At 67.6% G+C, this 12,899-nt stretch carries 10 protein-coding genes and 4 pseudogenes; 13 read left to right on the top strand and 1 reads right to left on the bottom strand.

Going from position 1 to position 12,899, the window contains the following annotated elements; translation table 11 throughout:
• Positions 1 to 219: pseudogene (locus tag RUTHE_RS16600) on the bottom strand (hypothetical protein); the annotation flags it as partial.
• Positions 220 to 574: 355 nt separating this feature from the next.
• Between RUTHE_RS16600 and RUTHE_RS01905 the strand changes: the two are divergent.
• The 13 genes and pseudogenes from RUTHE_RS01905 to RUTHE_RS01850 all read left to right on the top strand — a co-directional run bounded on the left by RUTHE_RS01905 (position 575) and on the right by RUTHE_RS01850 (position 12,657).
• Positions 575 to 778, top strand: a complete 204-nt coding sequence (locus RUTHE_RS01905) for a Flp family type IVb pilin (RefSeq protein WP_021096550.1) — start codon at positions 575 to 577, stop codon at positions 776 to 778.
• Between the two features lie 188 nt (positions 779 to 966).
• Positions 967 to 1,164, top strand: a complete 198-nt coding sequence (locus RUTHE_RS01900; protein WP_021096549.1) for a hypothetical protein — start codon at positions 967 to 969, stop codon at positions 1,162 to 1,164.
• A 44-nt stretch (positions 1,165 to 1,208) separates the two neighbouring features.
• On the top strand, positions 1,209 to 2,057 hold the full coding sequence (gene cpaB / locus RUTHE_RS01895; RefSeq protein WP_021096548.1) for a Flp pilus assembly protein CpaB: 849 nt from the start codon (positions 1,209 to 1,211) through the stop codon (positions 2,055 to 2,057).
• A 166-nt stretch (positions 2,058 to 2,223) separates the two neighbouring features.
• The gene (locus RUTHE_RS01890; RefSeq protein ID WP_021096547.1) at positions 2,224 to 3,645 is read left to right on the top strand and encodes a type II and III secretion system protein family protein; all 1,422 of its coding nucleotides are present in this window, start codon (positions 2,224 to 2,226) and stop codon (positions 3,643 to 3,645) included.
• A 12-nt stretch (positions 3,646 to 3,657) separates the two neighbouring features.
• Positions 3,658 to 4,320, top strand: coding sequence for an OmpA family protein (locus RUTHE_RS01885; protein WP_021096546.1), 663 nt, complete (start codon positions 3,658 to 3,660; stop codon positions 4,318 to 4,320).
• 213 nt (positions 4,321 to 4,533) lie between these two features.
• A pseudogene (locus RUTHE_RS01880) lies at positions 4,534 to 5,789 on the top strand (CpaE/TadZ family protein).
• 86 nt (positions 5,790 to 5,875) lie between these two features.
• The gene (locus RUTHE_RS01875) at positions 5,876 to 7,306 is read left to right on the top strand and encodes a TadA family conjugal transfer-associated ATPase (RefSeq protein WP_021096543.1); all 1,431 of its coding nucleotides are present in this window, start codon (positions 5,876 to 5,878) and stop codon (positions 7,304 to 7,306) included.
• An 18-nt stretch (positions 7,307 to 7,324) separates the two neighbouring features.
• Positions 7,325 to 8,292: pseudogene (locus RUTHE_RS01870) on the top strand (type II secretion system F family protein).
• A 3-nt stretch (positions 8,293 to 8,295) separates the two neighbouring features.
• The gene (locus RUTHE_RS01865) at positions 8,296 to 9,306 is read left to right on the top strand and encodes a type II secretion system F family protein (protein WP_021096540.1); all 1,011 of its coding nucleotides are present in this window, start codon (positions 8,296 to 8,298) and stop codon (positions 9,304 to 9,306) included.
• Positions 9,303 to 9,836, top strand: coding sequence for a tetratricopeptide repeat protein (locus RUTHE_RS01860; protein WP_245542178.1), 534 nt, complete (start codon positions 9,303 to 9,305; stop codon positions 9,834 to 9,836). The genes RUTHE_RS01865 and RUTHE_RS01860 overlap by 4 nt, the downstream gene beginning before the upstream one ends.
• An 18-nt stretch (positions 9,837 to 9,854) precedes the next feature.
• Positions 9,855 to 10,731 (top strand): annotated as a pseudogene (locus tag RUTHE_RS17295) (tetratricopeptide repeat protein).
• A 9-nt stretch (positions 10,732 to 10,740) separates the two neighbouring features.
• Positions 10,741 to 11,247 (top strand): prepilin peptidase, encoded by a 507-nt coding sequence (locus tag RUTHE_RS01855; RefSeq protein ID WP_021096539.1) that lies wholly within the window; start codon positions 10,741 to 10,743, stop codon positions 11,245 to 11,247.
• Between the two features lie 75 nt (positions 11,248 to 11,322).
• A complete protein-coding gene (locus RUTHE_RS01850; RefSeq protein ID WP_021096538.1) occupies positions 11,323 to 12,657 on the top strand; it encodes a P-loop NTPase family protein in 1,335 nt (444 codons plus the stop codon).
• Positions 12,658 to 12,899: the final 242 nt, after the last annotated feature.

Below are 12,899 nucleotides of genomic sequence, written 5' to 3'. Positions count from 1 at the left end.
CGCGGGCGGCGGCGGCAGCGCCGCCGAGGGGCGCCCGATCGGGTCGATCTGCACGGTGATCCGGTTGGTCGATCCGGGAGCCGGCACGCCCACGCGCCGGAAGGTGAAGCCCTCTGCCGATGCAGGCCCCCCCGCTGCCAGCCCCGCGAGCCCGAACCCCGTCAGAGCGACGGCGAGGGCCGCGGCATGCCTGCCCACGCGTTTCGCGATTCCGCTCATGCTCCTGCCCCTTGTGCGGACGGGATCTGCCCTGGCCCGGCATCCTGCCCCCGGCGGGCGATTCGGCCCAGCGATTCCGGCCGGCGCCGTCCATTTCCGGGACAGGATTGGGGAAAGCAGGTCACGCAAAGATGATTCAAGACTGAGGAATCAAGGGGTTGACGAAGGAACCGGGCGGCGGGGCGGCAGGGGTTAAAGCCCCGTGAAGCCACGTGAAAATGCACGAAACCCGCCCTAATCCCGCCCGAATCAAGAGGCCATATGAGGCCATCGACGACGGGGATCGGGCCAAACAAGAGGCCGGCCCGAGACGATCCGGCGCGGTGAGAGAGAGCAAACCCTGAGGAGACTTCCCATGCTGAACTTCATCAAGACCTTCCGCGCCGACGAAGACGGTGCCGTCACGGTGGACTGGGTGGTGCTGACCGCCGCCATCGTCGGCCTCGGCATCGCCGTCCTGGCCTCGGTCCGCACCGGCGCGACCACGATGGCTACGAACATCGCTGGGGAACTCGACAACGCGGTTCCGACGATCAGCTTCGGCGGCACCGGCAGCTGATTTCAGCGTCGCCGCTCCGGCCATGGGGCCGCGCCCGGGAGGGCGCGGCCCCTTCGCCTTGCGCCCCCCGGCGCGGAGCCGCCGGCCAATTCCTTTCCCTCGCGCCAAATCCGGCCTACTGGCGCCACATTCCCCGCCCAAGGCTGGTCCCCGTGGGGATCAGCGCGCCGCCCAGCAGGAGCACACCGATGGCATGGAATCTCTGGAACCGTTTCCGCCGCGACGAGGGGGGGGCCGTGACCGTGGACTGGGTCGTCCTGACCGGCGGCCTCCTGATCTTCGGGGTCGTCGTGGCGAGCACGATCACGGCGGGCGCGAACGCGACCGCCACCGGCGCGGGCGACCGCCTGTCGAGCGCCGCGGTGCCCACGATCTCCTGGGAGTGAGGCCCTCCGGCCCGCCCGCCCATCCAAGCTGAGGAGCGATCCTGATGAGAAGCCTGTTCGGACTGGTGCTGGTGGCCGGGCTCGGCCTCGCGGGGACGGCCGTCTACATGGTGCGGAACCATTTCGAGGCCCAGGCCGCCCAGCTGGCCGCGCAGCAGGCGACCATGGTCCACACGGTCAATGTGCTCGCCGCCAAGCGTACGCTCCATTACGGAGAACGGATCACGCCGGACGATCTCGTCTATGTCCGCTATGCGGAGGATTTCCTGCCCGAGGGCGTCTTCCTCACCCTCGAGGAGCTGTTTCCCCAGGGGCCGGAGGTGCAGCGCGCCGTGCTCCGCCAGATGGAACCGAACGAGCCGATCCTGGCCGTCAAGGTCACCGCTCCGGGCGAGGATGCGGGCCTGACCGCCCGCCTGTCGCCGGGCATGCGCGCCTTCGCGATCAGCGTGGACGTGGCCTCGGGCGTGGCGGGTTTCCTGCGGCCGGGCGACCGCGTGGATGTCTACTGGACCGGCGAGGCGCCCGAGCGCGGCCAGGTCACGCAGCTCATCGAATCCGGACTGCGTCTGGTGGCGATCGACCAGACGGCGGACGCCAATATCGATGCGACCATCGTGCCGCGGACCGTAACGGTCGAGGCGTCGCCCCAGCAGGTGGCCAAGCTCGCCCTGGCCCAGAGCACCGGATCACTGGCGCTGTCGCTTGTCGGGCAGGGCGACGGATCGGTGGCCAGTGCGGTGGAAGTGGACCGCATGGCCCTTCTGGGCATCCAGGCGGAGGCCGAACCGCCCGCGACCGAGGAGCCGCCCCCCGCTCCCCGGATCTGCACGGTGCGGATGCGGCGCGGCTCGGAGGTCATCGAGACCCCGGTGGACTGCCCCACGAACTGACACCGGTCGGGCCCGCCCTGTGGCCGCCCCTCAACAGCGGACCGGGCAGACAGGACCGCCATACAGGCAGTGCTGGACAGGCCCGCCCCAGACACCACAAGGTGAACCCAAAAGCGCGGGCAGCCCGGCGGGGGCAAAGCCCGGAACCCTCATCCAGAGGCAGGGCATGAGCAGTTTCCGGTTCCTTCGGACGGTCCTCCTCGGACTGTCCTTCGCCATAGCGGCCCTCCCGGAAACGGCGGGCGCGCAGACGCTCACCGTGCTGTCGGGCAGCGTCACGGCCCCCCTGAACGTGCCGATGAACCGCGCCGTGGTCGTCGAATCCGACGTGCCCTTCACCGAACTATCGATCGCCAACCCGGGTATCGCCGACATCTCGTCCCTGTCGGACCGCACCATCTATGTGCTGGGCAAGGAACCCGGCCGCACGACGCTGACGCTCCTGGGCGCCGAAGGGCGCCTGATCGCCAATGTCGAGGTCCGCGTCACCCCCGACATCGCCGAGTTCAAGGAGCGCCTCGAGCAGATCCTGCCCGGCGAACCCATCGAGGTGCGCACCGCCAATGACGGCATCGTCCTGTCGGGGACGGTCTCCTCGATCGCCGCCCTGGACCGCGCCTTGGAACTGGCCCAACGCTATGCGCCGGACCGCGTCTCCAACCTGATGACCGTCGGCGGCACCCAGCAGGTGATGCTGCGCGTCCGATTCGCCGAGATGAACCGCTCGGTCTCCAAATCGCTGTCCTCCTCGCTGGCGATGCAGGGAATCGGGCTGGGCGGGGATCTGGGCCTTGCGGGGGGGACCAACACGCTCAACACCTCGGGGGCGGTGAACAACGCCTTCACCGGCAGCATCCCGGCCTCGAACGCGAACAACGGGGCGGTCCTGTTCGGCTTCAACGCCGGGGGAATCGAGGTTGGCCTGCTGCTCGAGGCGCTGGAATCGCGGGGTGTCGTGCGCACCCTGGCCGAGCCGAACCTGACCGCCCTCTCGGGGCAGGAGGCCACCTTCCTCGCCGGCGGGGAATATCCCGTGCCGGTGCGTCAGGACGGATCGGTCAGCGTCGAATACAAGCCCTTCGGCGTCCAGCTCGCCTTCGTGCCGCGGGTCGTGGACGGGGATCTGATCAATCTCGAGCTCGAGGCCTCGGTCTCCTCCATCGACCCCAGCGGGGGCATCTCGGTCGATGGCTTTGCCATCAACGCCTTCCGCACACGCCAGACCTCCACCACCGTGGAGCTGCGCGACGGAGAGAGCTTCGCCATCGCCGGGCTCCTGCAGGACGACTTCCGCACGCTCAACGGACAGGTGCCATGGCTGGGCGATGTGCCGGTCCTGGGGGCGCTGTTCCGATCGGCCGAATATCAGCGTCAGCAGACCGAACTCGTGATCATCATCACGGCCCATCTGGTGACCCCCACCCGGGGCGAAGCCCTGGCCCTGCCGACCGACCGGGTCCGCCCGCCGACCGAGCGCGACCTGTTCCTGTTCGGGCGGGTCGCCGCCTCCGGCGCGCCCAGCACGGGCGCCGCGGCCGAAGTCGCCCGGCAGGACTTCTCCGGCCCCTATGGCTATGTCCTGGACTGAGGGAGAGACGCGGTGGCCCGGTTCCTGTTCCTTCCCTTCGCGGCGCTGATCCTGCTTGCCGGCTGCGCCACGGACCCTTCGCGCTCCGCCTTCCTGGGCGAGGCGGGTGCCCCCGTCGATTACGGCGGCTTCGGCAACGCCACGATGAACAACGTCCTCATCCAGTCCGGCCAACGCGCGCATGCGATCAGCCTCGGGCAGCGCTTCGCCGCCGAGGTCCCGACAACGATCAACTTCGCCTTCGATTCGGCCGTTCTGGATGCCGAGGCGCGGCGGGTTCTCGATGCCCAGGCCGCCTGGATCCGGCAGTTCCCCGAAGTGCGCTTTGCCGTCTACGGCCATACCGATGCCGTGGGTTCGGAAGCCTACAACCATGATCTCGGCCTGCGCCGGGCACGGGCCGCGGTGGCCTATCTCGTGTCCCGGGGCGTGGATGCATCGCGGCTTCAGGCCCTCGTGTCGCAGGGAGAGACCCAGCCTCTGGTGCCCACCCCCGGACCGGAGCGGGCCAACCGGCGCACCGTGACGGCGGTGAGCGGCTTCGTGCAGGGGCACCCCAATGTGCTCAACGGCAAATATGCCGAAATTGTGTTCCGGGAATATGTGAACGCGGCCGTGCCGACGACCAGCGACATCGTCGCCCCTGCCACCGAGGTGGCGGGCACACAGCCCTAGAGGGGGCAGGACAGGATCAGCGCAGGCGGGGCGGCCCGGGGCCGCCCCGTTTCCGTTTCCCTGCATCGGCATCGCGAATCCGGCCGATCATCTCCCGGCTCCCTACAAAGACAGAAATCCGGCCCCAATCCTGCCGCCATCGGAAGCAATCACTGGATGCTGCGGGCCCCCTCGCCGGGATGACCCGCCGGAAGGACGAGAGGCAACAGAGCCATGAGTGCACGCCTGCAACCCGAGCCCGCCACACCGGCCCCCGTCATTGCCTGCACCATCAGCCGCGACGTGCAGCATTTCGAACTGCTGATCGAGGACATGGAGGCCGCACTGGGCGAACGCTGGGGCGATCTCGGCTTTGCCGACGCGCTGGCCTTTCTCGAACAGCCCGAGGCCGACTCGCTCCGCTTCGTCGCCATCGCGCTCGATTCGGAGGACGAGGCCGATCTGGGCCTGGTGATTGACGTGATCCGCGCCGCCAAGGCGAAGGGGATCAAGGTCATCCTGATCACCGAGGACGTGACCCCCGCCAGCCTTCATCAGCTCCTGCGCGAGGGGGGCGACGAATTCGTGCCCTATCCCCTGCCTGAAGGCGAGCTGGCCCGGGCGATCGAGCGCATGACGGCCCCGCCCCCGCCCGAGATCCCCGCCCAGATGCGCAACACGCTCAAGGCCACGGGCGACCGCTCCGGCGTGGTGATCCCGGTCTATGCCATGGCCGGCGGCACCGGTGCCACGACGCTGGCCGTCAACCTGGCCTGGGAGCTGGCGATCCTCGATCAGGAAGTGGCGCCCCGGGTCTGCCTGATCGATCTCGGGCTGCAGACCGGATCGGTCGCGACCTATCTCGACCTGCCCCGGCGCGAGGCGGTGCTCGAGCTGCTTTCGGACACCGAAGCGATGGACAGCGACACCTTCATGCAGGCGCTGCTGAGCTTCAACCAGAAGCTCCATGTGCTGACGGCGCCGCTCGATCTGGTGCCGCTGGATCTGATCGGCCCGCCCGACGTGGAGCGCCTGATCGAGACGGCGCGCACCAATTTCGACTATGTCGTGATCGACATGCCCCCGGCCATGGCCGACTGGGGCGAGACGGTCCTGAACGCGGCGCATCTGTGCTTTGCCACGCTCGAGCTCGACATGCGCTCGGCACAGAACACGCTGCGTTTCAAGCGCACGCTTCAGTCCGAAGGCCTCCCGCTCCAGAAGTTCCGCTTCGTGCTCAATCGCGCGCCGGGCTTTGCCGATCTCACGGCCGGGGGCGTGTCAGGCGGCTGGCGGATTCGCTCGGCATCTCGATCGAGGTGCAGCTGCCCGATGGCGGGCGCCCGGTGACCCAGGCCTGCGACCAGGGCCTGCCCCTGTCCGAAAGCGCGCCGAAGAACCCGCTGCGCAAGGAGATCGCCAAGCTCGCGAAATCCATCCACGACATCAATCTGGGAGAGGTGCCCCAGAAGGCCCGCGCCCGCGCCTGATTCCCCTGCCCGATCCCGGCCCTGTCCGGACCGGAGCGCAGACCCCCCACCGACGCATTTCCGACGATCCTGCCGAGGCCATGCCGATGTTCGCCAAGTTCCGCAAGTCCGAGGCTGCCCGTCCGATCCCTGCGGCCGCCGCACGTCCCGTCGCCCCTGCCGCAGCCGCGCCTGCTGCCAAGCCGCTGCTGCGGCCTGCCCCGCCCAGACCGGCCGAATCCGCCCCTGCGGACAAGGAGAAGAAGCGCAAGGAACGTCTGGCCGAGATCAAGCTCGAACTGCACAAGGTGCTTCTCGATACCCTCAACCTGGCTGCGCTCGAGAAGGCGAGCGAGGCCGAGCTGCGCGCCGAGATCCAGGCCATCGCCTCGGAGAATCTCGAGCAGATGGGTGTCGTGCTCAACCGCGAGGAGCGTCAGCAGCTCAATCAGGATCTCTATGACGAGGTGCGGGGTCTTGGCCCCCTCGAGGCCCTGCTGAAGGACGACACCGTCACCGACATCCTCGTGAACGGTCCGCACCAGATCTTTGTCGAACGGGGCGGCAAGCTTCAGCTGACCGATGTCACCTTCCGGGACGAGAAGCATCTGCTGCGCATCATCGACAAGATCGTCTCGGCGGTGGGCCGGCGGGTGGACGAATCCAACCCCTATGTCGATGCCCGCCTGCCCGACGGGTCGCGCTTCAATGCCATGGTGCCCCCTGTCGCGGTTGACGGAAGCCTGGTCTCCATCCGCAAGTTCCGCAAGGACAAGCTCTCGATCGACGACCTGGTGCGCTTTGGCGCCCTGACCGAGGAGATGGCCGCCTATCTGCAGGCCGCCGTCTCCACGCGGCTCAACATCATCGTCTCGGGCGGGACCGGATCGGGCAAGACGACGACACTCAATGCCCTCTCGGCCTTCATCGACAACAACGAACGCATCCTGACCATCGAGGATACGGCCGAGCTCCAGCTCCAGCAGACCCATGTGGGCCGGATGGAAAGCCGCCCTCCGAATGTCGAGGGCAAGGGGGCCGTGACCCCGCGCGACTGTCTGCGCAACGCGCTGCGGATGCGCCCCGACCGCATCATCGTCGGCGAGACGCGCGGCGAGGAGGTCATCGACATGCTGCAGGCCATGAATACCGGCCATGACGGATCGATGACCACGATCCACGCCAACAGCCCCCGCGACGGCATCGCCCGTCTCGAGAACATGATCGCGATGGCCGGCATCGAGATGCCGATCAAGGCCGTCCGCTCTCAGATCGCCTCGGCGGTCAATCTCATCGTGCAGGCCAGCCGCCTTCAGGACGGCTCGCGCCGGATGACCTCGATCACCGAAATCACGGGCATGGAGGGGGATGTCATCTCCATGCAGGAGATCTTCCGCTTCCAGCGCGTGGGCCTCACCCCCGAAGGCAAGATCATCGGCCATTTCACGGCGACCGGCGTGCGCTCGCATTACAGCGAACGGTTCCGCCTGTGGGGCTACGACCTGCCCGCCTCGATCTACGAACCGTTCCGCGGCTGACCCGAAAGGACCCCGATCATGGGACTCTCTGTCGAACCGATCATCTACGGCCTGGTCTTCGTCTCGGTCATCGTGCTGGTGAACGGCCTCTATCTGACGGTGTTCGGCAAGTCGATCAGCATGAACGGCCGCGTCAACCGCCGCCTGGCCCTGCTGGAGAAGGGCGAAAGCCGCGAGAAGGTGCTCGAGCAGCTCCGCAAGGAGATGACCCAGCACATGAGGTCGCAGTCGATCCCGCTCTATGCCCTGCTCGCGAGCAAGGCCCAGAAGGCCAACATCGCCTTCTCGCCCGTCCAGCTCGTGATGGTGATGGCCGGGCTGACGGTGCTGGCCTTTCTGGCGCTGACACTGGGCACGGGGGCCAGGCGCCGGTGCGCGCCGCCGTCGCCGTCGCCATGGGCGTGGGCGGCGTCTATGTCTGGATCGACAGGAAGGCCCGCAAGCGCATCGGCCTGATCGAGGAGCAGCTGCCCGAGGCCGTGGAGCTGATGGTCCGCTCGCTCCGGGTGGGGCATCCCTTCTCCTCGGCCATCCAGATCGTCGCCCGGGAAGTGCCCGACCCGCTGGGCAGCGAGATGGGGATGATCGCCGACGAAGCCGCCTATGGCCGCGACATGGGCGAGGCCCTCAAGGCCATGGCCGATCGCCTCGACATGCAGGATCTGCGCTTCCTCGCCATGGCCGTGACGATCCAGCAGACCGCGGGCGGCAACCTGGCGGAGATCCTGGACGGGCTGGCCAAGGTGATCCGGGCGCGGTTCAAGCTCTTTCGCCGGGTCAAGGCCATCACGGCAGAGGCGAAATGGTCCGGCACCTTCCTGTCGGGTTTTCCGCTGGTGGCGCTTGTCGGCATCAACATGGCCGAACCCAACTATTACGACAAGGTGCGGGAGACGGCCGTCTTCGTGCCCGCCTGCCTGGTCGTGGCGGCCTTCCTTGTCGCCAACATCTTCGTCATGCGTGCCCTCGTGAACATCAAGGTCTGAGCCATGCCCTTTCTGGAACCGGTCAACGCCTGGCTCGTCAGCCTGTTCGGCCCCTTCGGCCCCCTCATGGCGGTGGGGATGCTGGGTGTGGCGATGGTCCTGCTCGCCCTGCCTGCCCTGCTGACCCGGCCCAAGGACCCTCTCGAGCGCCTGCGCGAGCGCCAGCGCGACATCACGCTGGCGCAGGAGAAACAGGAACGTCTGCGCCGTTCCCAGGGCAAGGACAAGCTCGAGCGCTATTCCAGCTTCCTCGAACCGCAGAACGAGAAGGAATATTCCGCCGTCCGCCTCAAGCTGCTCCAGGCCGGATACCGCACTCATAATGCGGTGCGCATCTACCACTTCATGCAGTTCGCGCTGGGACTGGGCCTGCTGGTCCTGGGGTTGCTCTATGCGCTCTATACTGCCTTCGCCTCGGAAACCGGGCTGAGCACCCGCTCCCTCATCCTCTACACGATCCTGCCGGCCGCCATCGGCTACATGGCGCCCCGATACTGGGTCACGCGGCGGCAGGCCCTGCGCAAGGAAGCCATCACCAACGCCTTTCCCGACAGCCTCGACATGATGCTGGTCTGCGTGGAGGCCGGCCAGTCGCTCGATCAGTCCATCGTCCGCGTGGCCAGGGAACTGCGCTCGGGTTTTCCGGATCTGGCCGACGAATACGAGCTGGTCTCCTGGGAGCTGAAGGCCGGCAAGGACAAGACGCTGGTGCTGCGCGACCTGTCCGAACGCTGCGGTGTCCCCGATGTGGCCAGCTTCGTTACCGTCCTCATCCAGAGCCAGCAGTTCGGCACCTCGATCGCCGAGGCCCTGCGCGTCTATGCCTCCGAGATGCGCGACAAGCGCGTGATGCGGGCCGAAGAGAAGGCCAATACCCTGCCCACCAAGATGACGCTGGCCACCATGATGTTGACGGTGCCGCCGCTGCTGCTCATCCTGATCGGGCCGTCGATCTACGAGATCTACGTCACCCTTGGCGGCGGTGTGGCAGGCGCAGGCGGAGGCATTCCTTGAGATCATGGGGGGCACTCGCGGGTCTGGCGCTGAGCCTTGCGGCAGCAGGCTGTGCCGAGCCCGGCCGCAGCCCGCGGGATTCTGACATCGCCCCCCTCGAGAACGGGCACCGGCTGATGGCAGCCGGCGAATTCGAGAGCGCCCGCGATGCCTATCTGCTGGCCGCCACCCGGGATGGGCTGACCGCCGACGTTCTCGCCGGAATCGGCAGTGCCGATCTGCATCTGGGGCGCCTCGGACAGGCCGAGCGATGGCTGCGGCTGGCCGTCAGGAAGGACCCGGACTTCGTCCCCGCCTGGAACAATCTCGGTGTCGTGCTCATGGAAAAGGGAGAATATGGCGAGGCTTCGGAAGCCTTCCGGCGGGCCTTTGCCCTCGACAGCGGCAGCAGCGACACGATCCGCGACAATCTGCGCCTCGCCCTCGCACGGATGGAGGATCCGGCCTATACAGGCATCAACGAGACCGAAGAGGTCCAGCTCATCGGCTGGGGCCTGGAAAGCCGTCCCCTCGTCGAGGAGCCGCTGTGAGGCCATCGAGGGGCAGTCATGCGCCATCCCTTTCCCATGGCGGGCCGCGTCGGGCCTGCGGTTGTCGCCCTGACCGGGCTGGTCCTGCTTGCGGCCTGTGCAGGACGGTCCGGCGAAGCCGAAGTGCGGCGCGCCCTGCAGGACCTCGACGCTATCGAGGATGCCGGCCTGTCGGAGGTGATGATGACCGTCGCCGATCCGGCCGAGGCCATTGCCTTCTTCACCCGCAAGGCCGCCGAGGATCCTTCGGCCATCGGGCCGCGCCGGGGACTGGCCAAGTCGCTGGTGCGCGCGGGACGGACGACCGAGGCCGTCGCCGCCTGGGAGCAGGTGGTGGCCCATCCCGAAGCGGACTGGAGCGACCATGTCGAGCTGGCCGGCGCGCGGATCCGGGCCGACGACTGGGACGGCGCAAGGGCGACGCTGAACGCCATCCCTCCCACCTACGAGACCTATGAACGCTACCGGCTCGAGGCGATGGTCGCCGATGCCGCCGAGGACTGGGCCCGCGCCGACAGCTTCTACGAGATCGCCGCCGGCCTGACCACAACCCCGGCCGGCGTGCTCAACAACTGGGGCTTTTCCAAGCTGTCGCGCGGGGACTATGCCGCGGCCGAGCGGCTGTTCATCGAGGCGCTGCGCCATGATCCGCAGATGTTCACGGCCAAGAACAACCTCGTCATGGCGCGCGGCGCCCAGCGCAACTACAGCCTGCCCGTCGTCCCGATGACGCAGGAGGAGCGGGCCCAGCTCCTCTACACGCTGGCGCTGACGGCCATCAAGCAGAACGATGTCATGATCGGCCGGGGGCCTTCTGCGCGAAGCCGTGGACACCCATCCGCGTCATTTCGAGGAAGCCGCAAGAGCCCTCGAGGCGCTCGAGAGCGGAGCCTGAGAGCCTGCGATGTTCGCCACGCCCCAGCCTGTTGCCCTGCTGTTCCTGATCGGCTCGCTGCCGGTCATGCTCTGGGTCGCCTTCACCGATCTGAGCCGGATGCGCATCCCCAACCGCGCCTCGGTCCTGCTCTGCGCGCTGTTCGGGCTCGGCGGCCTCGCGCTCTGGGCCCTGGATCTGTGGTCGCTCTCGGCCTGGGCCTGGCGCTGGCTGAATCTCGTCGTGGTGCTGCTCATCGGGATGCTGCTCTACTTCCTCGGCCTCATCGGAGCGGGGGATGCCAAGCTCGCCGCTGCGGCCGCCCCCTTTGTCGCCGTCGCCGATCTGGGGACCGTGGCCATGCTCTATGCCGCGATGGTGCTGATCGCCTGGCTGCTGCATCGCATCGCCCGGCACAGCTTCGGTCCGCGCCTCTGGCCGGACTGGACAAGCTGGCATTCGGGCAAGCGTTTTCCGATGGGCGTGGCGATCGGTGCGACGCTGCTGGCCTATCTCGGCCTCGCCGCAGCCGCTTGAGGCCCCGCCCCTTCCCCAATTCCGCCCGATTTGCCCGCCACCCTGGCCCCCGCCAAGGGGCAGGAGGTGCAGCGCATGAACATGCAGGTCAATCCGACCGAAACGGGCGGCATGGCGGGCGTGCAGCCGCCGCCGGCGCCCCGCTCGCTCGAGGGGATGGGGCTGCATCCGGTGCTGATGCGGGACATCCTTCTGAAGACGATGTTCCGCGCCAATCTGACCGTGGTGACAGAGATCGCCCGCAGCCTCTGCCTGCCGATTCCGGTCACGCAGGAGCTGGTGGACCTCGCCCGCGCCCAGCGCCTTCTGGAGGCGACAGGCACGCTTCATGCCCATTCGGGCGGCGAGATGGGCTATCAGCTCACCGAAGCGGGCAAGGCCCGCGCCCTCAGCGCGCTGGCCCAGTCGGAATATTACGGCGCCATGCCCGTCCCCCTCGAGGCCTATCGCGAACAGGTCCGGCGCCAGTCGATCCGCAACATCACCATCACGCGCGACCAGCTTCAGGCGGCCATGGGGCATCTGATCCTGCCGCGTTCGCTCATCGACCATCTGGGGCCGGCCGTCGGATCGGGACGGTCGATCCTGATGTACGGCCCGCCCGGGAACGGAAAATCCTCCATCTCCAACGGGATCCGCGACGCCCTGGGCGACAGGATCTATGTCCCCCGCGCCATCGAATATGCCGGTCAGATCATCACCGTCTACGATCCCATCGTGCATCGCGCCGCCGAAGCCGATCTGGACGATCCCAACTCCCTGCGGCGCACCTCGGGCCGGTATGACACCCGCTATGTCCGCTGCGAGAGACCCACGGTCGTCACCGGCGGCGAACTCACGCTCGACATGCTCGACCTCGTCTACAACCCGGTCGCCCGGACCTATCAGGCGCCGCTGCAACTGAAATCGACGGGCGGTATCTTCATCATCGACGATCTCGGCCGGCAGTCCGAACCGCCCCAGAAGATCGTCAACCGCTGGATCGTGCCGCTCGAGGAGGGGCGCGACATCCTCGCGCTCCAGTCGGGCGAGAAGTTCGAGGTGCCCTTCGACACGCTGGTGATCTTCTCCACCAATTTCCACCCCAACGAGATCTTCGACAAGGCGGCGCTGCGCCGGATCTTCTTCAAGATCAAGGTGGACGGCCCCAGCCAGGAGGATTTCCTGAAGATCTTCGCGATGGTGGCCCGCAAGAAGAAGATGCCGCTCGACGAGGCATCGCTGCTCCACCTGATCCGCAACAAGTATCCCACCATCGGCAATGTCTATGCCAGCTATCAGGCGGCCTTCCTGATCGACCAGATGCTGGCCATCTGCCGCTTCGAAGGGATCCCCCCGCAGATGCGCCCCGACCTGATCGACCGCGCCTGGGCCAATCTGTTCGTCCGCGACGAGCCCATCGTCAAATGACATCCACCCGCGGGGCGCCCCCACCCCTGCCGCCGCGTGCAGGGCGGCAGGGGCAACAGCACAGGACGTGAACAGGGCCGGTCTGGGCGACATGGGTCTCCTCCGCGTTTCCCGACCGGCAATACCCGCCGAAGGTTAACAGATGGTAAGCGGACCGCGCGCTCCGTCAGGCTTTCGCGCAACACCCCGCAGAGGCGCGGGGCGCGGGGAATCAGGGCAAGGGGCGGGACCGGGACGCCGGC

The sequence above is a fragment of the Rubellimicrobium thermophilum DSM 16684 genome (assembly GCF_000442315.1).
GTDB classification, from domain to species: Bacteria; Pseudomonadota; Alphaproteobacteria; order Rhodobacterales; family Rhodobacteraceae; genus Rubellimicrobium; species Rubellimicrobium thermophilum.
This window is presented reverse-complemented; position numbering and strand designations above follow the sequence as displayed.